Origin of the sequence: Enterobacter cloacae complex sp. SYL001 (genome assembly GCF_049237025.1) — a bacterium.
GTDB classification, from domain to species: Bacteria; Pseudomonadota; Gammaproteobacteria; order Enterobacterales; family Enterobacteriaceae; genus Enterobacter; species Enterobacter intestinihominis.
Map to the genome: position 1 here is coordinate 1 of NZ_JBMKJI010000023.1, position 21,031 is coordinate 21,031.

Genomic DNA, 21,031 nt, shown 5'->3' on the forward strand with positions numbered 1-21,031 from the left:
CCTGGCACGTTCACCGGTCATGTCGTTACAGAGTAGCAAGGAACATAAAGTGAACGGAATGACCACCACCGCCGTATGTTCCCCTCACCCTAACCCTCTCCCCGGAGAGGCGAGGGGATTGCTCAGTGCTCGCATTAATTTGTGGGGAACCCTCAGCCCTGTGGGAGAGGGTTAGGGTGAGGGCATCAGCCCGCCCATTCCTTAAGCAGGCATCGCCTCGCGCGGAATAATCGCTCCGCGATACTGAATCACCGTGCTGGCCGTCAAGTGTCCGCGCTGCGCTGCCGCTTCTGGCGTACCTCCCGTCAAACGTACCGCCAGATACCCCGCGCTGAAAGAATCGCCCGCCGCAGTGGTATCGATCACTTTCTCTTTCGCCAGCTTCACCGCCGGCACCTCTGTCACGGCTTCACCCGCCACCGCCACCAGGCAAGACTCCGCCCCGCGCTTAATCACCACTTCGCTGACCCCAGCGGCCTGCGTCCGAGCGATGACCTCATCAACCGGCTTTTCACCCCACAGGGCATCTTCATCGTCCAGCGTCAGGAAGGCGATATCGGTGCATTCCAGCATCTGCTGATACACCTGCTGCGTCTCTTCGCGGCTGGCCCAGAGGCGCGGACGGTAGTTGTTATCGAAAATCACCTTACCGCCGTTGGCACGGCATTCGCGCAGCAGTGACAGCAGCTTTTCACGGCTCTGCTGGCTCAGGATCGCCAGGCTGATCCCGCTCAGGTAGAGGTAATCGAAGGTGGCCAGCTCTTCGCAAATCGCAGCGGCGGCATCGCTTTCCAGCCAGAATTTGGCAGCCGCTTCATTACGCCAGTAATAGAAGGTGCGCTCGCCGGTACTGTCGGTTTCGATGTAGTACAAACCCGGCAGACGGTTTTCCATTCGCTGGATCAGCGAAGTTTCAACGTTTTCACCCTGCCAGGCCTCCAGCATCTGCTGGCTGAAGCTGTCCGTTCCCAGCGCGGTAACGTAGCTCACGCTCAGCGCGTCGGGGGCGACCTGACGGGCAATGTAAACGGAGGTGTTCAATGTATCGCCGCCAAAACCGCGGCTGACTTCCGCGCCTTTCTGGGACAGCTCAATCATGCATTCGCCAATCACGGCAATTTTCTTAGACATAGTCGTGAACCTGAACAGAGTAATTAAGGGTAGTGTGCGCTGTGTGTTTTTTACGGTCAACCATATTAAAACGACGTTCCATTATTTTTTTTTGAGCCAGCGCGTGTTCCGGCATATTTCTGTCATCTTAATTTCATTTTCCCGCTGAATTGAACATAAAGTTCTCACCTGGCGGGCCGATAACTCAGTGACGAGTCCAGAAAGGCTATCCCATACAACAGGACATCCGAAATGAAGTCAGAGCAGGTTATCCAGCGGCTGAGCACTACGCCTGAGGCAAGTATTGAGAACTTGCAGGAGCATCGCTACTGGCTGCAATGTGAGCGAGCGTACACCTATCAGCCTATCTACCGTACTGACGGTCGGTTAATGGCAATTGAGGTGTTAACGGTCGTCACTCATCCATCGAACCCTTCGCAGCGTATCGCGCCGGACCGCTATTTTGCGGAGGTTGCCGTGCGTCAGCGCATTGACGTGCTGGAAGAGCAGTTGAGAATGCTGGCGACGAAGCAGGCGTTCTTCGAGCAGCACGGTATTCTGGCTTCGGTGAACGTGGATGGCCCAACCCTGATGGCGTTACGTCAGAATGCGACGCTGCAGGCGCTGATTGCCACCTTGCCGTGGATGCGCTTCGAGCTGGTGGAACATGTTCAGCTGCCGCAGGACTCCTCATTTGCCTCGATGTGTGAGTTTGGCCCGCTGTGGCTGGATGATTTCGGTACCGGTATGGCCAACTTCTCCGCCCTGAGCGAAGTGCGTTATGACTACATCAAAGTGGCCCGCGATCTGTTTATCATGCTGCGCCAGACACCGGAAGGACGGAACCTGTTTACGATGCTCCTGCAACTGATGAACCGCTATTGCCAGGGCGTCATTGTGGAAGGCGTAGAGACGCTGGAAGAGTGGCGCGACGTGCAAAATTCTCCGGCAGCGGCGGCACAGGGTTATTTCCTCTCTCGTCCTGTCCCCATGGATACCCTGGAAAAGGTGATAACCACCCTCTGATCTGCCCGCTTCCCTTTGTCTGAACTATAGTTTTAAAGGCAAGTTCATCAGGAAAGGGGACAACAATGACAAAAACAACCAGGGTGATTTCCTGGACAGCAGGGATTTTCTTGTTGCTGATCGTGGTCTTAATCATCATTATCGCCACGTTTGACTGGAACCGCCTCAAACCGACCATCAACCAGAAAGTCTCGACCGAGCTAAACCGCCCCTTCGCAATACGTGGCGATTTGGGGGTCGTGTGGGAGCGTCAGAAAGAGGAAACCGGCTGGCGAAGCTGGGTGCCCTGGCCGCACGTTCACGCTGACGACATCATTCTTGGCAACCCGCCGGACATCCCCGAAGTGACCATGATCCACCTGCCGCGCGTGGAAGCCACGCTGGCGCCGTTAGCCCTGTTAACCAAAACGGTGTATCTGCCGTGGATCAAACTTCAGCAGCCCGACGCGCGGCTGATTCGCCTGTCGGAGAAAACCAATAACTGGACGTTCGATCTCGCCAGCAGCGGCGATAAAGATCCGAATGCGCAGCCCTCTTCGTGGTCCTTCCGCCTCGACAATATTCTGTTCGATCGGGGGCGGATCGCCATTGACGATAAAGTAAGTAAGGCTGACGTGGAGATCCTCGTCGATCCGCTGGGCAAGCCGCTGCCGTTTAGCGAAGTGACGGGCAGCAAAGCCAAAGGCGATGACAGCAAAGCTGGCGATTACGTCTTCGGCCTGACGGCGAAAGGGCGCTACAACGGCCAGCCACTGACCGGTAAAGGCAAAATCGGCGGTATGCTGGCGCTCAGGAGCGAGGGTACGCCGTTCCCGGTGCAGGCGGACTTCCGCTCGGGCAATACCCGCGTGGCGTTCGTGGGCACGGTTAACGACCCGATGAACATGGGCGGCGTCGACCTCCAGCTTAAGTTTGCCGGGGATTCGCTGGGTGAACTGTACGATCTCACCGGCGTGCTGCTGCCGGATACCCCGCCGTTTGAAACGGACGGGCGGCTGGTCGCAAAAATCGATGCTGAAAAATCGTCCGTCTTTGACTACCGGGGGTTCAACGGCCGCATCGGCGATAGCGATATACACGGCACGCTGACCTACACCACCGGAAAACCGCGCCCGAAACTGGAGGGGGACGTTGAATCCCGCCAGCTGCGTCTGGCCGATCTTGGTCCGCTGATTGGCGTAGATTCGGGTAAAGGCACGAAGTCAAAAGAGGTCAAAAAGGACGCTCAGCCTGCGGGTAAAGTGCTGCCCTATGACCGCTTCGAAACCGACAAGTGGGACGTAATGGATGCGGACGTGCGCTTCAAAGGACGTAAAATTGAGCATGGCAGCACGCTGCCGTTGAGCAACCTCTCGACCCATATCATCCTGAAAAACGCCGATCTGCGCCTGCAACCGCTGAAGTTTGGCATGGCCGGGGGAACCATTTCCTCGAATATCCACCTGGAGGGGGATAAAAAGCCGATGCAGGGAAGGGCGGAGATCCAGGCGCGTCGTCTGAAGCTGAAAGAGCTGATGCCGGACGTGGAGTTGATGCAGAAAACCCTCGGTGAGATGAACGGCGATGCGGATATTCGCGGCACGGGTAACTCTGTGGCCGCGCTGTTAGGCAGCGGAAACGGCAACCTGAAGCTGCTAATGAACGACGGGCTGGTGAGCCGTAACCTGATGGAGATCCTGGGGCTGAACGTTGGTAACTTCATCGTCGGACAAATCTTCGGAGACGATGAAGTGCGCGTGAACTGCGCGGCGGCAAACGTGGACCTGGTCAACGGTGTGGCGCGTCCGCAGATTTTCGCATTCGACACGGAAAACGCGGTTATCAACATCACCGGTACCGCCAGCATGGCGTCCGAGCAGCTGGATTTAACCATCGATCCGGAAAGTAAAGGCATTCGCATCATCACCCTGCGCTCGCCGCTCTACGTTCGCGGGACCTTCAAAGATCCGCAGGCGGGCGTGAAGGCCGGGCCGCTGATTGCGCGCGGTGCGGTTGCCGCCGCCCTCGCCACGCTGGTCACCCCTGCGGCGGCGCTGCTGGCGTTGATTTCGCCGTCAGAAGGCGAAGCGAATCAGTGTCGGACGATTTTGTCGCAGATGAGGAAGTAGTCCCGTTTCTCCCTCTCCCTGTGGGGTGAGGGATCCCCATAAAATAATGCCTGCACAGACGGCCCCCTCTCCCTTGAGGGAGAGGGCTGGGGTGAGGGGGAACATACGGCTCTGGTGGTCATTCCGTTCACTTTATGTTCCTTGCTACTCTGTCACGACATGACTGGTGAACGTGCCAGGGTGGCTCAGTCGCCACCACCCTGGCGACCCGGGCTTCCGGCGGAAAATCGCCGCTTCGCGGTGCCTTCGGCTTATTCCTTCCGGCTTATCGGGGACGGGCGGAGGTAACATCCCTGTAAAGCCCGCCCTCTCGGCGCATCCCTGCGCCTCGCCCCGGCCTACAGGAAACGCCTCAGCGATTTACAGCCGGACCGAGGCATCGCTGAAAGCCCTAAGTTATTCTGAGGCAACGTTATCGCTTTTGCTTTCAAATTAACTGGGGAACCCTCTCCCCCGTGGGAGAGTGCCGGGGTGAGGGCTGAATCGTAGGCCGGGTAAGGCGTAGCCGCCACCCGGCATTCGCTTACAGAGTCTGATGCTTAGTTTCGTGCGTCAGCAGCAGCGCAATCAGCGTCAACGCTGCCATGGCCGCCAGATAGACACCCACATAGAACAGACCATAGTTCGCCTGAAGCCACGTGGCGATATACGGGGCCACCGAGGCGCCCAGAATAGACGAAACGTTATAGGAGAACGACGCGCCGGTATAACGCACTTCAGTCGGGAACAGCTCCGGCAGCAGCGCGCCCATTGGGCCAAAGGTCAGCCCCATCAGGCTCAGACCAATCAGCAGATACGCCATCACCAGCGCAGGGCTACCTGAACCCAGCAGCGGCGGGAAGACAAACAGTGCGAACAGGATGATCAGCGAGGTGATGACGATCATGCTTGAACGACGGCCAAATTTATCCGCCAGCAGGCCCGCGATGGGCACCATCACGCCAAATCCAATAACCGCCATCATCAGCATCCACAGCACTTCGTTACGCGGCAGGCCCAGTCCGACCGGTACGGCGGCGGTACTGTAGGTCATGGAGTACACGGTCATGATATAGAACAGCGTGTAGGTCGCCAGCATGATGAACGTACCCAGCACGGTCACGCGGAGGTGTTTGGTCAGTAGCGTCCCCAGCGGAACTTTAACCTGCTTTTTCGCCGCGGCGACTTTAGCGAAGACCGGGGTCTCGTGCAGCGACACACGCACGTACAGGCCAATCAGCACCAGCACGGCAGAGAAGACGAACGGAATACGCCAACCCCAGCTCATGAACTGTTCATCGGTCAGCAGCCAGGAGAGGAGCAGGAAGGTGCCGTTCGCGAAGAAGAAGCCAATCGGCGCGCCCAGCTGTGGGAAAGAGCCATACAGGGCACGCTTACGCGCCGGGGCGTTCTCGGTCGCCAGCAGCGCCGCGCCGCCCCATTCCCCGCCCAGCCCCAGGCCCTGACCAAAGCGCGCCAGCGCCAGCAGCACAGGCGCCAGAATGCCGATAGTCTCATAGGTCGGCAGCAGGCCGATGGCGACGGTGGAGATCCCCATCGTCAGCAGCGAGGCAACCAGCGTCACTTTACGACCGACGCGATCGCCAAAGTGGCCAAAGACCGCTGAACCTATAGGACGCGCAACGAAGGCGATAGCAAAGGTAGCTAAAGACTGTAGCGTGGCTGCCGTCGGGTCGCCCTGCGGGAAGAAAATATGCGGAAAGACAATGACCGCAGCGGTGGCGTAAATATAAAAGTCGAAGAACTCAATGGCGGTGCCAATCAGCGATGCGACGACGACTTTATTGCGGGAGTTGACCGGAACGTGTTCCGCCCCTTCGTTAAGTGTGGTGGCTGTTGCTTGCATAATATTTTCTTATTTTTGGACGAACGAAGGGCCATATTAGGCACAGCAAAAGCGACATTTCAATCTGTAACAAAGGCGTGACATGGTCATAAAAGCAACAAAAAGCGGATAATTTTCAGGCCAGCGAAAACACTTCCATGAAATGCTTCACACATTTTAAATATCAGTCATTAAAACTGGTTTTGAGTTAAATAAAAGTTACGGTCTGGATTTATATGCTGAAATGATGAATCGGGCTGAAATATCAGCCCGACAGGACATCAGTGGTGGGTTTTTCCCGGCATGCGCGGGTCGTCTTTATACTCTGCGGTGGCGATCCACGCGGCACAGAACAGCGTCAGGCGTGCGAAGAAATAGAAGAAGGCCATCAGCCCCAGCACCGAACCAAAGGCCGCGCCGGAGGGGGACTTCACCAGCGATGGCAGCGTATAGGTCATCACAATTTTGATCACCTCAAAGCCAATGGCGGCAATCAACGTCCCACGGATCAGCGCCTTCTTGCGCGGCCGATGGCGGGGCAAACGCCAGAAGATCCAGAAGAACAGCAGGTAGTTAGCAAAGATGGAGATAGCAAGCCCTATACCGCGCCAGGCCGGTTTCAGCCATTCAATGTAGTCCAGATACAGCGCGGAGATAATCATCTGCTGCGCAGAACCGGCGACCGAGGTGATAGAGAGCGTGATGACCAGCGCCACCAGCAGACCAATCAGCGAGATAAAGTCGCGCAAATACTTCACCCATATCTTCTCCTGATCCTGCGGCGTACGCTCCCAGACGTCACGCGACTGGGCGCGAATGGCCTCACGCAGGTTGCCCATCCAGTTAACCCCGGAATAGAGCGCAATCAGCAACCCGACGATACCCACGGTGGTACGCTGCTGCACGGCGGTATTGATGGTGCTTTTGAGCGTCGTGGCGAGCGTCTGGTCGCTGACGTTGGTCAGGATCTTATTGAAGATGTCCTGCAACAGCGTCGGGTGAGACGCCAGCACAAAACCGGCGGCAGCAAACGACACCATCAGGATGGGGATCATCGACAGGAAAGAGAAGTAGGTGATCGCCGCGCCAAACTGATTTCCCATGCGGTCGTTAAAGCGCTCAGCGGCGCGGATCAGGTGAGCAATCGCGGGTATCTGCTGAATTTTTTCGGCTATGCCGGTCACGGTGCCCAGCGCTTTGCTGGTCGTTCCAGGCTCCTTCGGCGCTTCAGGCTCGTTATCCATCTTTTTGATGGGTTCATAATCTAAATGTTGAGTCGGTCGTTGCGGGTTATTTTCCGGCGTCACGCGCATTTTCCTTTTCGTTGAGCTGGATGTTACTGAATTATAGCTTGCGACTAGTCCACGTAACTTTTTGTGAGTTCGGTAAGCCACTCCATAAACACATGCACCCGACGGGAGAGGTTACGGCGGTGGGGATAAATGAGGGAGACGGGCATTGGTTCAGCCCGATTTTGCGGCAGGATCTCAACGAGTTTTTTCGTGCGCAGGGCATCACGCACCCCGACGCGCGGGACCTGAATAATGCCAAGCCCGGCGATACAGGCGGCCTGGTAGGTTTCCGTGCTGTTAACCGTCAAAACGCCTCCCGTTTTTATCCACTGGGTCGCGCTGCCGTTGAAATACTCAAAACCCAGAGGACGGGTGCCCAGCGTGGCGGAGTAATGAATGAGGGCGTGTGAGCCCAAATCATCCAGCGTCTCAGGGTAGCCGAATCGCGTGAGATAATCCGGGCTGGCGCAGTTAATCACTGAAAGCTTCCCAAGCGGGCGGGCGATAAGCCCGGAGTCCTTCAAGTTTCCCACGCGAACCACGCAGTCAAATCCTTCGCGGATGACATCGACCAGACGATCGCTGCTGCTCAGCTCAAGCTCAATGCCGGGAAACTGTTGTAAAAATGCAGGCAGTTTCGGAATGACGACATTTCGTGCAATGGCAACGGGCATATCCACACGTAGCCGACCGCTGATGGTGGAAGGGTCGTGCAGAAACATGCCGTCCAGTTCGTCCAGATTCATCAGCAGATCTTTTGCGCGTTCGTAATAAACCATGCCGTCCTGCGTCAGGCTGACGCGGCGGGTAGTGCGGTGCAGCAGTTGAGTGCCAAGCGCGTTCTCCAGCGCCTGGATCTGCCGCGAGACACTCCCCTTCGGCAGGCTTAACGTCTCCGCCGCGCGGGTAAAACTCTCCAGTTCCGCGACGCGAAGGAAAAGCTGCATTGCGTATATTTTATCCATAGATATGGGTCATTGTTGTTTGAAATGAAACAGTGAAGCGTTGGCGGCACTATTTATTGATTTTCTACCATCTAATAAGCTCATTCTCAATCTTCATCGCAGTCGAAACGAGGTGAATTATGCGTGAACGTATTGCATTAGTGACGGGCGGTAGCCGCGGCCTGGGTAAAAATGCGGTTTTGAAGCTTGCTGCGGAAGGGACAGATATCATCCTGACCTGGAACAGCAGTCAGCAGGAGGCGCAGGAAGTTGTACGCGAAATTGAGGGAAAAGGTAGAAAAGCGGCAGCATTGCAGCTTAACGTCGGCGATACGGCAAGTATTGCGCGCTTCGCTCAACAGGTGAAGGAAACCCTTACACACGTCTGGCAACGTGACACCTTTGACTATTTAGTGAACAACGCAGGTACAGGGTTATACGCACCCTATACCGAGACGACAGAAGCGCAGTTTGATGATGCGGTGAATATTCACTTCAAAGGTCCGTTTTTCCTCACACAACAGCTGCTGCCGCTCATAAAAGACGGAGGACGGATCCTGAACGTCTCAAGCGGACTGGCCCGTTTTACTCAGCCAGGTTCAGGGACTTACGCGGCAATGAAAGGAGCGATGGAAGTGCTGACCCGCTATCAGGCAAAAGAGCTTGGCGCGCGCGGGATTTCCGTCAATATCATCGCGCCTGGCGCGATTGAAACCGACTTTGGGGGCGGACGCGTAAGGGATAATGCGGAGCTTAACCAGCTGCTGGCTTCGCAGACGGCGCTGGGACGCGTGGGCCTGCCCGATGATATTGGTGATGCCATTGCGGCGTTGCTCAGTGACAAACTGGGCTGGATGAATGCGCAACGTATTGAAGTTTCAGGCGGTATGTTCCTGTAATGTTCAGACTTAAGGGGAGGGAACCCTCTTAAGGAAATCCTTAAAGCAGGTGTGTCTAAATGATGAAAGATATAAAGAGAGCTGGGTGAATTGTAACCTCTCCATTCATTGAGTTTTTTCTTAAAAAATGCCTCTGTAGAATCCCCCTTCGCTATTCTCAGAGGAGTAATACGATGCGAGTAATCATGTTTGACAGGCAGTCATTATTTATTCATGGAGCGAAGTGCAGTTTGCAGAAATTAATTCCGGAAATAGATTTGACAGGAACTCGTCAGACTGATGAATTATGGGCACACTTATCCGCGTCGCCTTCCGCTATCGTCATGATAGATGGGTATTTAATTCATGATAACGGTGTGGCTTTACCGGAAGAGATTATGAATCGTTTTCCAACAGCGCGCGTGGTGCTGGTGTTAACGAAAAAAGAGCCTCGCTGGGTTGAGCAAATGCTACAGCGCAACGTGGTGGCAATAATCCCTCGTAATGCGAATCCCGAACGCTTTTCCGCCGTGCTGGATTCTGTATCGCGAGGGATGGTCTGTTTTCCCGGCGAGTGGATGAACCAGCACTCCTCTCATGATGAGCTGTCATTGTTAAGTGAGCGCCAGCGTGAGGTATTGAAATTACTGGCGGCCGGAGAGTCAAATAAAGAGATAGGTCGTAATCTCAATATCAGTGCGGCAACGGTAAAAGCCCATCTTGAGACGCTTTTCCGTCGTCTTGATGTCAAAAACCGGACGCAGGCCGCGATGTACTATACCCGGGCGACGGCCTGAAGGATCTTCTCTGGCAGAGGGGAATCTTCCCCAAAACTGAAGAGCGTTAATACCAGTGCATCATGCTGCTGTTGGGTTAATGGGCGTTTGTTCATTTCCCGCAGCAGCGACTCACATAAATGAATATCATTGAAAAGCAAATTCTCCGCCTCAGTCGGCGTGATGAGGCCGTTAAATTTTTCCCACTGGCGAATCACGTGACCGTAACCTATAACCCATATTCCCTTTTCGTCACGGTATTTCTCCAGGGAAAGACCCTGCTGTTTTTTAATTAATGCGATTGCAGCAGAAGATATCTGCATTGCATAACCCGTCATAAGCGTTTCCTCTTTATGGCGGAACTATAAAGGGAAAACAGCCCGGGGAATATCCGCCAAATGGCCGTTGATCAGGTTTTACTGAACGGATATTCCTTTTTCAGTAAACCGAATAGCCAGTCGTTATGCCATTGCCCTGAAAGGAAATAACTCTCGCGCAACTCACCTTCCAGCTGAAAACCTGTTTTTTCCAGCAGTCGCCTTGAGGCGATATTTCCCGCCGTCACGGTCGCGGTGAGCCGACGGATATTGCCCTGGGTCAGCGCGAAATCACACACCGCCCGCAGAGATTCAAAGCCGTAACCTTTCCCCTGCGCAGAGGGCGCAAAGAGAAAACCGACTTCGGCACAATCTGCTTCCCGGTGCACATAGCCGGTTACGCCCATCGGCGTCTGGCTGGCCGTCTCACGCACCACAAGGCAGAGCCAGTGCGAGCTGCCCGGTGCCCACGGCAACAGACGAGACACAAAGGCCTCCCGAATGTCAGCCTCGCTACGCTCATGGGCGACAAAACGCATCACGTCAGGATTTTGCTGTAGCGACAGAAAAAAGGGCCAGTCTTGCTCTTGCAGCGGCAAGCAGGTGAGACGCGCGGTGGTTAAGGCGGGCATGACGATCCTCCGGAGACATTGCAAATGATTATAGGGTTGTCACTTTATTTCAACAGAAAGTCAGGTATGTTTAACCTCCTATAAATAAAAAGAAAAACGACTTTTAATGCCGCTTTGGCGGTACTCATTGTCTCTCAAGGAAAACAATGATGATTAGCTCATCGCATCATACCCGCGAACAGTTTGAACACTGTCTGGCGGCGATCCGCCAGGCGTCTGTTGAAATCTTACTTCTGTTGAATGTACATGTTTCTGAAGGAAAAGATCCACGCTGGTTTCTGGAACAACTGGATAGCGCCCGCCTGGGGCTGGGCGGGTGGGGTGCCGTAGCCAGAAAGCTGAACCTGAATGATGCGGAAATGACGGCCTTTACGCTGCAATTACGCTTGCTTCAGCAGCGCGTTCCCCAGTATGAAAGCGGGCAGGATGTCAGCGAAAACCAGCTGATTGCGGCGATGCGCTTCGTCACATCCCTTGAATATCTGCGTCTGCAACAGCCCCTTCTGACCTACGATACCGGGAGGGTGCCAGACAAGGCGAGCCAGCTCCAGGCGCAGAAACAGGTGCGTGCCATTGAGCTGATGATAAAAGGATTGATACAGCAGGCATGGCCCGATCCGGTGCGGCTGAATAATCATCTTAAGACCTTGTTTAATGCTGAACGTGTGCGTCGCTGGCTGAAAAACGGTGAAATTAATGATGTTCTGAGCGGCATGTTATTTAGTGAGCTGGCCCAGCTGCTGGTGGATAAGAAAGAATTTAGCCGCTACTACGCGTCGCTGTTTAACGCCCCGGACATGCTGACGCTGCTGGTAGAACCCCGCAAAACCCTGCAAACCTTCCTCGAAGATATCCGTCAAATCCGCAACAGCATCACCGTGCAGCAGCCGTTGAGCGGGGCGCAAATCCAGCTGCTCGACAGCTATTACACGCAGATCACCCGCTCCGTTCAGCGCGCGTTTGAGGAAGGGCGGACACGCGTTAACCCGGCGGCGCTGATGGCGGTGGATGAAAGCGAGCTGCATGCATTCTGGGAAAAGGCGCAAAAAATAGACCGCACCACAGGCGGCGATCTGTTTGAAGTGCGTGACAGCATAGAGAAACCGACTCAGCGCGCCGCGCGTACGCCAGAGCAGCGCGAACAGCTGATTTCCGGCGTGCTGTGGGGAGCGGTTGGCGTGATGGTTATCGCGATTGTCGTGGGAGGAGCCTGGCTGGTAACCAGCAGTAAACCGCAGCCGACTGTGGCCAGCACGGCATCTCCCGCGCCGGTGCAGGAGATGCGCGAAACGCCTTCCTCGCGAGAAACGCTGACGCGCATGGGTGTCACCTGGGATGAAAACAACTTCCGTTCAGCGATTAGCCGCAATGATACCCGCGTGGCGCTCCTGTTCTTGCAGGGTGGCATGGACTGGAAAATGTCATGGACGGAGGAGGCATTGTCGGCAGGCTACGATGACGTGCTGGAAGTGATGTTGCGCTACCGCCTGCAAATGACAGAGCAAAAGCCCTGCCGACGTTTTATTAATACGCTTAGCCATGCGATGGCGAACGGCGAATCGCTGACGTCTATGCGTAAGCAGTACCTGAAAGCATTCTGTACCGTCCCGGCGGTAGTGAAACGTCAGCAGCACGACGCCGATATGGCAACGCGCCGCGCGAAGACGCAGCCCGATGCCAGTACAAAAAAATGGCAGTCCATCCAGACTGCCATTTATGAGGTGATCCGCTGATTATTTTTCCCCCTCACCCCGGCCCTCTCCCCAAAGGGGCGAGGGAGAAAAGGCCGCACCGTTAAGTCCCCTCTCCCCTCAGGGGAGAGGGTCAGGGTGAGGGGTGAGACTCAGGGCTCCCCATACAGCCCAATCAACCGCCGCACCACCCCATTCGTCCAGCCGAAGCCATCCTGCAACGGATACTCACCCCCGCCACCTTCGCGTGGCGTGCTGCTGGCGATGTGGTACTTCTCAATCAGCTTATGATGGGTTTTGTAGTAATGGTTTACCGTGTGCAGCCAGCTCCAGGCGATCTCATCCCCCAGCGAGTCGTTGCCGTACTGCTTGAACCCCTGGATCGCCATCCATTGTAGCGGTGCCCAGCCGTTCGGCTTATCCCACTGCTCACCTGTTTCATATTCGGTGGCGAGAATACCGCCCGGCGTGAGCAGACGGGCTTTAACGGCATCGGACAGCCGTTCAGCCTGCTCATGCGTCGCCATGCCCACATACAGCGGCACAATGCTGGCCGCAGAGAACAGCGCCAGGGCTTCACGGCGCCAGTCGTAATCACGATAACAGCCGTTCTCTTCGTCCCACAGATAGCGGTTCACCGCCGCGCGCCGGTCGCTGGCTTTCTGGCGGAACAGATCAGCCGTCTCTTTATCCCCTTTCGACGCTGAGATATTGGCGATAGCGCTCTCCAGTTTGAACAGGAATGCGTTCAAATCGATGGGGATAAATTGCGTCGTGCGGATGCTGGCCAGCCGCGCAGGATCGCGCAGCCAGCGGGACGAGTAATCCCATCCTGAGGCTGCCCCGGCGCGCAGGTCGCGATACACCTCGTTCGGCGGGCGACCGGAATGACGGGCGGTTTCAACGTCCTCAATCCAGGATTCATCCCGTGGCGTATCACGATCGTCCCAGTAGCGGTTGAGCAATGAGCCATCCGGCATGCGCACCGCACTGCGATAGGCCTGGTTGAGCAGCAGCGATTCCGCCCCGTCCATCCAGAAGGCGTACTCCATCTTGAGATGCTCAAGATAGCGCTTCGCCCCGCGCACGCCGTCCTCTTCAAACAGCTCCACCATCAGGGCAAAAACCGGCGGCTGGGAGCGGCTGAGGTAGTAGGTGCGGTTGCCGTTCGGGATATGTCCGTAGCGCTCAATCAGCCAGGCAAAGTTATCGGCCATGCATTTCAGCAGATCGTTACGACCGCTTTCTGCCAGCCCCAGCATGGAGAAATAAGAATCCCAGTAGTAGGTCTCGCTGAATCGCCCGCCGGGCACAATATAGGCCTGCGGCAGCGCCAGCAGCGACGACCACGGGATGTGATCCTGCGGCTCGCGCGTCAGCACCGGCCACAGGTTATCAATGTGTTCTTTCAGGGAGAAGCCGGGATCAGAGATATACTCTTTGCTGTAGTCCTCCGGCAGCCAGAAGTGATTCTCCACAAAGCGCGCCAGGTCAAAATCCCGATGACGACGCACTTTACGGTAGCGGATCAGGATATCCAGCGGGTCCATTTTCGGCGCGCAGTCTGGGAAAGTTTTGCTGTCCGCAAACAGCCGTGTCGACTGCACATGTTCGAACAGTTCAAGATAACGATCGGCAGGCGTCAGGGCATCGGAGGCAGGTAGCCCCTCGATCATTTCGGGTTCCGGCTCCGCCTCAATCATTTCATCCAGTTTCAACTCGCAGGGATCGGTCTCGTAGCGCAGCTCTTCTGCAATCTCGAACTCGATGTTCTCGGTAGCCTGTAGTTTCTGGTTGAACATGGTGATAAGGACCTCCGGTTGTGTGTTCTAAAAGACAGGTTTTTCCGGGCGTCTTATAAGCGTAGACATTCGCTTCGGTGGATGTGGAGGGATATGTGCGGTAGATCACGATTTTCGGAGCATTCGTTTTGCAACGATTTATGAATGTTAAAAAAATGCCCCTTTGAAGAGGGGCATCATTATCAACGCATTGTTACAAACTCTTCTGCCGCAGTGGGGTGGATCGCCACGGTGTTATCGAAGTCTTTTTTCGTTGCGCCCATCTTCAGCGCCACTGCGAAGCCCTGCAGGATCTCGTCCATGCCAAAGCCTATGCCGTGGATGCCGACGATCTTCTCGTCCGGGCCCACACAGACCAGCTTCATGCGGCACGGCTGACGGTGCGAGGTGACCGCGGTATACATCGCGGTAAACGCCGATTTATACACTTTCACCTGATTGTCGCCGTACTGCTCGCGCGCCTGCGGCTCGGTTAAGCCGACGGTGCCGATTGGCGGGTGGCTGAAGACCACGGTCGGGATGTTGCTGTAATCCAGATGTTCGTCCGGCTTGTTGTTAAACAGACGCTCGGAAAGACGACGCCCCGCGGCCACGGCAACCGGCGTCAGTTCTACGGCACCTGTGTTATCACCAACGGCATAAATGCCCGGTACACTGGTGTTCTGGAACTTATCAACGACGATGTAGCCTTTTTCATTGGTTTTCACCCCGGTTGCGGCCAGGTTGAAGTTGTCGGTGGCCGGTTCACGACCAATCGCCCAGATCAGGCAATCAACGGTCTGGCTGCGGCCATCTTCCAGCTCCAGGGTCAGGCTACCGTCCGCATTTTTAACCACCGCTTTTGGCACGGCGTTGGTGTGCAGGGTTGGGCCTTCGGCGTTCATCACCTCGACCAGCGTGTCGACGATTAGCGGATCAAAGCTACGCAGCGGCGCGTGTTTACGCACAAACAGGTGCGCTTCCGCCCCAAGGCCGTTAATCACGCCAGCAAGCTCAACCGCGATGTAACCCGCGCCTACAATGGCAACGCGCTCTGGCAGAGCAGGCAGCTCGAAGAACCCGTCGGAGTCGATGCCGTATTCCGCGCCCGGAATGTTCGGATGGCTCGGACGGCCACCGGTGGCGATCAGGATGTGATCGGCGGTGATCGTCTCGCCGTTCACTTCGATCGTCTTCGCATCCACGAAACGGGCGAAGCCGCGGATCACGTCGACGTTATTCTTGCCCAGCACGTTATCGTACGAGGTGTGAATACGGTCGATATAGGCGGTACGGCTGGCGATCAGCTTATCCCAGTCGAAGTGGTTGATGGTGGTGTCAAAGCCGTAGTCCGGGCCATACATATGGATAGCTTCACGGATTTGCGCGGCATGCCACATCACTTTCTTCGGTACACAACCCACGTTTACGCAGGTACCGCCGAGTTCTTTGGCTTCAATCAGCGCACACTTCTGGCCGTACATGGCCGCACGGTTGATGGAGGCGATGCCGCCGCTGCCGCCGCCGATTGCGATGTAGTCATAATGCTTAGTCATAGCTTTTGTCCTTAATCGTGAATTGCCGCGATTGTATACCTGAAATCAATAGGTTCCACCGATGGCTGCGATTACTCCGGCACGATCCAGCTTACGGTGGCGTGACCCGTACCGGCTGGCACCAGCGTTTTGTGCAGCCACGGCAGCACGTTGTTCATCTGCGCTTCGAGCTTCCACGGCGGGTTAATCACAATCATGCCGGACGCGGTCATGCCGCGCTGGTCGCTGTCGGGCCGCACCGCCAGCTCAATCTGCAGGATTTTGCGGATGCCGGTCGCCTCCAGATCCTTGATCATGCGCTTAATTTGCGCGCGTAGCACTACCGGATACCACAGGGCATAGGTTCCGGTCGCAAAGCGTTTGTAACCTTCGTTGATACCGGTCACCACCGCCTGATAGTCGGTTTTGATTTCGTACGGCGGGTCGATCAGCACCAGGCCGCGACGCGAAACCGGCGGTAGTTTGGCTTTTAGCTGCTGGTAGCCATCGGCTTTGTCCACGCGGGCGCGGTTATCTTTCTGAAACTCAGCGCGCAGCAGCGGGAAGTCGCTTGGGTGCAGCTCGGTCAACTGGAGGCTGTCCTGCTCGCGCAGCAGCTGGCGGGCAATCAGCGGAGAGCCAGGGTAATAGCGCAGCTGGCCGTTGCGGTTGAAATGATTCACCACGCCGATGTACGGCTCCAGTTCGGCAGGCAGATCGTCCTGCTGCCAGATACGGGCGATGCCTTCCAGATATTCACCGGTACGCTCGGCATGTTCGCCGCTCAGCTGATAACGGCCCGCCCCCGCGTGGGTGTCCAGGTAGAGAAACGGCTTGTCTTTCTCTTTAAGCGCTTCAATGATCAGGCTCTGAACGGTGTGTTTAAGGACGTCGGCGTGGTTGCCAGCGTGGAAGCTGTGGCGATAACTGAGCATGGGTAATGATTTTCCGCTGAATTGACGATTTGCCACAGTTTACAGCAGAACGGCACAGATTACCCGTAGGCCCGGTAAGCGCAGCGCCACAGGGCGTTTTTCGACAACCTCCGGCATTGAAATCCTCTACACTTAACCCCATTACAGAAAACAATATGCACAGCGCCGGATGCGCGCTTCATTCATCTATTTCAACAGGACAGCGTTTATGACCAATCCATTACTGACGCCTTTTTCGTTGCCACCGTTTTCTAAAATCCTCCCTGAGCATGTGGTTCCAGCCGTTACCCAGTCGCTGGAAAACTGCCGCGCGGCGGTAGAGAACGTGGTCGCGCAGGGCGCGCCGTACACCTGGGAAAATCTGTGTCAGCCGCTGGCCGAAGTGGACGACGTGCTGGGGCGCATTTTCTCCCCGGTGAGCCACCTGAACTCGGTGAAAAACAGCCCGGAGCTGCGTGAAGCCTACGAACAGACCCTGCCGCTGCTCTCCGAGTACAGCACCTGGGTCGGCCAGCACGAGGGGCTCTACAAAGCCTACCGCGACCTGCGCGACGGCGACCATTATGCCGAACTGAACACGGCGCAGAAAAAATCGGTCGATAACGCGCTGCGTGATTTCGAACTGTCCGGGATTGGCCTGCCAAAAGAAAAACAGGTTCGCTACGGCGAAATCGCTGCGCGCCTGTCCGAGCTGGGCAACCAGTACAGCAACAACGTCCTCGACGCCACCATGGGCTGGACGAAGCTGATTACCGATGAATCCGAACTGGCCGGTATGCCGGAAAGTGCGCTGGCGGCGGCAAAAGCCCAGGCCGAAGCGAAAGAGCAGGAAGGCTTCCTGTTAACGCTGGATATCCCAAGCTATCTGCCAGTGATGACCTACTGCGACAACCAGGCCCTGCGCGAAGAGATGTACCGCGCCTACAGCACCCGCGCCTCCGATCAGGGGCCGAATGCCGGTAAGTGGGATAACAGCCCGGTGATGGCGGAGATCCTCTCCCTGCGCCACGAGCTGGCACAGCTGCTGGGCTTCGACAGCTACGCGGATAAATCCCTCGCCACCAAAATGGCCGAGAACCCACAGCAGGTGCTCGACTTCCTGACCGATCTGGCGAAACGCGCCCGTCCTCAGGGTGAAAAAGAGTTAGCTCAGCTGCGCGCCTTTGCGAAAGCGGAGTTCGGCGTGGACGAGCTTCAGCCGTGGGATATCGCATACTACAGCGAAAAACAGAAACAGCACCTCTACAGCATCAGCGACGAACAACTGCGTCCGTACTTCCCGGAAAACAAAGCCGTCAACGGTCTGTTCGAGGTAGTAAAGCGCATCTACGGCATTACCGCGAAAGAGCGTACCGATATCGACGTCTGGCATCCGGACGTGCGCTTCTTCGAGCTGTATGACGAGAACAACGAGCTGCGCGGCAGCTTCTATCTCGATCTCTACGCGCGTGAGAACAAGCGCGGTGGGGCGTGGATGGACGACTGCGTGGGCCAGATGCGTAAAGCGGATGGTTCCCTGCAAAAACCTGTTGCCTACCTGACCTGTAACTTCAACCGTCCGGTGAGCGGCAAACCTGCTCTGTTTACCCACGATGAAGTGATCACCCTGTTCCACGAGTTCGGTCACGGCCTGCACCACATGCTGACCCGCATCGAAACCGCTGGTGTCGCTGGTATCAGCGGTGTGCCATGGGATGCGGTCGAGCTGCCAAGCCAGTTTATGGAGAACTGGTGCTGGGAGCCGGACGCGCTGGCGTTTATCTCTGGTCATTACGAAACGGGCGAACCGCTGCCGAAAGAACTGCTGGATAAAATGCTGGCGGCGAAAAACTACCAGGCGGCGATGTTTATCCTGCGTCAGCTGGAGTTCGGCCTGTTCGACTTCCGCCTGCACGCCGAGTTCAGCCCGGAGCAGGGGGCGAAAATCCTCGAAACCCTGGCTGAGATTAAAAAGCAGGTTGCCGTCATTCCAGGCCCGACCTGGGGACGCTTCCCGCACGCGTTCAGCCATATCTTCGCAGGCGGGTACGCCGCAGGCTACTACAGCTACCTGTGGGCCGACGTGCTGGCGGCGGATGCCTTCTCGCGCTTCGAAGAAGAGGGGATTTTCAACCGCGAAACCGGTCAGTCGTTCCTCGACAACATCCTGACGCGCGGCGGTTCAGAAGAGCCTATGGAGCTGTTCAAACGCTTCCGTGGCCGCGAGCCGCAGCTGGATGCGATGCTGGAGCATTACGGAATCAAAGGCTGATTGCTACGTGAAGATCTGCTTAGTAGATGAAACAGGCGCCGGTGACGGCGCCTTATCTGTTCTGGCGGCCCGCTGGGGGCTGGAACATGATGAAGAGAACCTGATGGCGCTGGTGATGACGCCGGAACATCTGGAGCTGCGTAAGCGCGATGAGCCAAAGCTTGGCGGGATTTTTGTCGATTTTGTCGGCGGCGCGATGGCGCACCGGCGTAAGTTCGGCGGCGGTCGCGGCGAAGCGGTGGCCAAGGCGGTTGGCATTAAAGGGAGCTATCTTCCGGACGTGGTGGACGCCACGGCGGGGCTGGGGCGCGATGCGTTTGTGCTGGCCTCGGTGGGCTGCCGTGTGCGGATGCTGGAGCGTAATCCGGTTGTCGCCGCGCTGCTCGACGACGGGCTGACGCGAGGCTATGCGGACCCGGAAATCGGCTCGTGGTTACAGGAACGTTTGCAACTTATTCATGCCTCCAGCCTGACGGCGCTGACCGATATCACCCCGCGCCCGCAGGTTGTCTATCTCGACCCGATGTTCCCGCATAAGCAGAAAAGCGCGCTGGTGAAGAAAGAGATGCGGGTGTTTCAGTCGCTGGTGGGGCCAGATTTAGATGCCGATGGCCTGCTGGAGCCGGCTCGTCAACTGGCGACGAAGCGGGTGGTGGTGAAACGTCCTGACTATGCGCCGCCGCTGGCGGACGTTGCGACCACTAACGCGGTGACCACCAAAGGGCATCGCTTTGATATCTACTCAGGTACGCCGGAATAAAAAAAAGCCGGGTGGCGGCTTCGCCTTGCCCGGCCTACATTCAGTGCCGCTTGTAGGCCCGGTATGCGTTAGCGCAACCGGGCTTTTTTGCACTTACTCGTCTTCTTCGTCACGCAGTGGAACAATCAGCATATCCACGTGTACGGTGTTAATCAGCTGACGTGCGGAAGACATCAGTTTGCTCCAGAAGTCCTGATGGTGACCGCATACCACCAGGTCCATATCGTATTTCTTAATCGCATCAACCAGCACCTGGCCCAGATCGCCGCTACCGCTTAAGGTTTCAGTGATTGGATAGCCCGCGTTGGTAGAAAGCTCGCTCAGCGCGTGGTGAGTCTCTTCGGAGATGCGTTTCTGCATATCGCCGAGATTCACGTCGATCAGACCGGTGTAGAGGTCGGAGTAATTCACATCAACATGAATCAGCGAAACTTTCGCGTTGTAGGGACGTGCCATGGATACTGCTTTATCAACCAGCACTTTACTCTCCGGGGAGAGGTCTACCGCGATAAGAATGTGTTTGTAAGCCATAGTGTTACTCCTTCCTTAAGTTATCGATGACTAAATGGGAAAGCCGTCGTCTGATGCTTTCATTACGGCCCAGTTAAACATATTTTTCAAGCTTTGGTGTTGATAACGATTAACCTTGTGGCAAAAAAATTAACGGATCTCCTACACTATTTAATGAGCCGTTCGGATATTAAAACGCGAACCGGATCGACTTTTAGTCATTCTTTCACTGAACTGTCTGTCAGGGCATTGGGGTGCGGTAGCTCAGAAGCCTTGCTTCGTGGGTGGACGCCGGGGAGGATGTATGATTAGCACCGTCGCATTGTTTTGGGCGTTATGCGTGGTTTGCATAGTGAATATGGCGCGCTACTTCTCATCGTTACGTGCGCTGTTAGTGGTACTTCGTGGTTGCGATCCGTTGCTTTATCAATATGTGGACGGTGGAGGGTTCTTCACCTCGCACGGACAGCCCAGCAAGCAGATGCGTCTGGTGGGGTATATCTACTACCAGCGCTACCGCGATCACCACGATGAAGAGTTTATCCGTCGCTGCGAGCGCCTGCGTCGTCAGTTCATTTTGACCAGCGCCCTGTGTGGTCTGGTTGTGGTGAGTATGATTGCGCTGATGATATGGCACTGAGCATAAAAAAAGCGGGCCAG

18 protein-coding genes are annotated in these 21,031 nt (G+C 56.1%); 8 read left to right on the forward strand and 10 right to left on the reverse strand.

Annotation, left to right across the window (positions count from 1 at the left end):
* Positions 1 to 201: 201 nt before the first annotated feature.
* Entirely contained in the window at positions 202 to 1,131 is a 930-nt protein-coding gene (locus ACOTZP_RS18145; protein WP_022649722.1) for a sugar kinase, read from the reverse strand.
* 231 nt (positions 1,132 to 1,362) lie between these two features.
* Between ACOTZP_RS18145 and pdeH the strand changes: the two genes are divergently transcribed.
* Both pdeH and ACOTZP_RS18155 read left to right on the forward strand, forming a co-directional pair.
* Positions 1,363 to 2,136, forward strand: coding sequence for a cyclic-guanylate-specific phosphodiesterase (gene pdeH, locus ACOTZP_RS18150; protein WP_015571521.1), 774 nt, complete (start codon positions 1,363 to 1,365; stop codon positions 2,134 to 2,136).
* Between the two features lie 65 nt (positions 2,137 to 2,201).
* Entirely contained in the window at positions 2,202 to 4,244 is a 2,043-nt protein-coding gene (locus tag ACOTZP_RS18155; RefSeq protein ID WP_404348129.1) for an AsmA family protein, read from the forward strand.
* A gap of 523 nt (positions 4,245 to 4,767) precedes the next feature.
* On the opposite strand, the gene ACOTZP_RS18160 is transcribed toward ACOTZP_RS18155, so the two are convergent.
* The 3 genes from ACOTZP_RS18160 to ACOTZP_RS18170 form a co-directional block, all read right to left on the reverse strand.
* Positions 4,768 to 6,090: an MFS transporter gene (locus ACOTZP_RS18160; protein WP_022649720.1), complete on the reverse strand. Its 1,323-nt coding sequence runs from the start codon at positions 6,088 to 6,090 to the stop codon at positions 4,768 to 4,770.
* Between the two features lie 260 nt (positions 6,091 to 6,350).
* On the reverse strand, positions 6,351 to 7,376 hold the full coding sequence (gene yhjD / locus ACOTZP_RS18165) for an inner membrane protein YhjD (protein ID WP_022649719.1): 1,026 nt from the start codon (positions 7,374 to 7,376) through the stop codon (positions 6,351 to 6,353).
* A 50-nt stretch (positions 7,377 to 7,426) separates the two neighbouring features.
* Complete coding sequence (locus ACOTZP_RS18170; protein WP_063139276.1) at positions 7,427 to 8,326, reverse strand: LysR family transcriptional regulator; 900 nt, start codon at positions 8,324 to 8,326, stop codon at positions 7,427 to 7,429.
* A gap of 119 nt (positions 8,327 to 8,445) precedes the next feature.
* Between ACOTZP_RS18170 and ACOTZP_RS18175 the strand changes: the two genes are divergently transcribed.
* Complete coding sequence (locus ACOTZP_RS18175; protein WP_271074491.1) at positions 8,446 to 9,204, forward strand: SDR family NAD(P)-dependent oxidoreductase; 759 nt, start codon at positions 8,446 to 8,448, stop codon at positions 9,202 to 9,204.
* 173 nt (positions 9,205 to 9,377) lie between these two features.
* Positions 9,378 to 9,980: a response regulator transcription factor gene (locus tag ACOTZP_RS18180; RefSeq protein WP_022649715.1), complete on the forward strand. Its 603-nt coding sequence runs from the start codon at positions 9,378 to 9,380 to the stop codon at positions 9,978 to 9,980.
* On the opposite strand, the gene ACOTZP_RS18185 is transcribed toward ACOTZP_RS18180, so the two are convergent.
* Both ACOTZP_RS18185 and ACOTZP_RS18190 read right to left on the reverse strand, forming a co-directional pair.
* The gene (locus ACOTZP_RS18185) at positions 9,959 to 10,297 is read right to left on the reverse strand and encodes a lysozyme (RefSeq protein WP_022649714.1); all 339 of its coding nucleotides are present in this window, start codon (positions 10,295 to 10,297) and stop codon (positions 9,959 to 9,961) included. The two genes, ACOTZP_RS18180 and ACOTZP_RS18185, sit on opposite strands and share 22 nt — an antisense overlap.
* A gap of 71 nt (positions 10,298 to 10,368) precedes the next feature.
* A complete protein-coding gene (locus tag ACOTZP_RS18190) occupies positions 10,369 to 10,908 on the reverse strand; it encodes a GNAT family N-acetyltransferase (RefSeq protein WP_232934743.1) in 540 nt (179 codons plus the stop codon).
* Between the two features lie 146 nt (positions 10,909 to 11,054).
* Between ACOTZP_RS18190 and ACOTZP_RS18195 the strand changes: the two genes are divergently transcribed.
* Positions 11,055 to 12,641 (forward strand): STY4199 family HEPN domain-containing protein, encoded by a 1,587-nt coding sequence (locus ACOTZP_RS18195; RefSeq protein ID WP_032626868.1) that lies wholly within the window; start codon positions 11,055 to 11,057, stop codon positions 12,639 to 12,641.
* A 110-nt stretch (positions 12,642 to 12,751) separates the two neighbouring features.
* Here ACOTZP_RS18195 and ACOTZP_RS18200 read toward each other — a convergent pair whose 3' ends face one another.
* From ACOTZP_RS18200 to ACOTZP_RS18210, 3 genes are all read right to left on the reverse strand, one after another.
* Entirely contained in the window at positions 12,752 to 14,401 is a 1,650-nt protein-coding gene (locus ACOTZP_RS18200) for an alpha,alpha-trehalase (protein WP_271074492.1), read from the reverse strand.
* A gap of 182 nt (positions 14,402 to 14,583) precedes the next feature.
* Entirely contained in the window at positions 14,584 to 15,936 is a 1,353-nt protein-coding gene (gorA, locus tag ACOTZP_RS18205; protein ID WP_271074493.1) for a glutathione-disulfide reductase, read from the reverse strand.
* Between the two features lie 71 nt (positions 15,937 to 16,007).
* Entirely contained in the window at positions 16,008 to 16,850 is an 843-nt protein-coding gene (locus ACOTZP_RS18210) for a 23S rRNA (adenine(2030)-N(6))-methyltransferase RlmJ (protein ID WP_045622206.1), read from the reverse strand.
* Between the two features lie 208 nt (positions 16,851 to 17,058).
* On the opposite strand from ACOTZP_RS18210, the gene prlC reads away from it, so the two are divergent.
* Positions 17,059 to 19,101, forward strand: coding sequence for an oligopeptidase A (prlC, locus tag ACOTZP_RS18215; protein ID WP_048966515.1), 2,043 nt, complete (start codon positions 17,059 to 17,061; stop codon positions 19,099 to 19,101).
* A 7-nt stretch (positions 19,102 to 19,108) separates the two neighbouring features.
* Positions 19,109 to 19,861: a 16S rRNA (guanine(1516)-N(2))-methyltransferase RsmJ gene (gene rsmJ, locus ACOTZP_RS18220; RefSeq protein WP_032621975.1), complete on the forward strand. Its 753-nt coding sequence runs from the start codon at positions 19,109 to 19,111 to the stop codon at positions 19,859 to 19,861.
* A gap of 93 nt (positions 19,862 to 19,954) precedes the next feature.
* On the opposite strand, the gene uspA is transcribed toward rsmJ, so the two are convergent.
* Positions 19,955 to 20,392: a universal stress protein UspA gene (gene uspA, locus ACOTZP_RS18225; RefSeq protein WP_003861223.1), complete on the reverse strand. Its 438-nt coding sequence runs from the start codon at positions 20,390 to 20,392 to the stop codon at positions 19,955 to 19,957.
* 283 nt (positions 20,393 to 20,675) lie between these two features.
* Here uspA and uspB point away from each other — a divergent pair, with 283 nt between their 5' ends.
* Entirely contained in the window at positions 20,676 to 21,011 is a 336-nt protein-coding gene (uspB, locus tag ACOTZP_RS18230) for a universal stress protein UspB (protein WP_003861224.1), read from the forward strand.
* Positions 21,012 to 21,031: the final 20 nt, after the last annotated feature.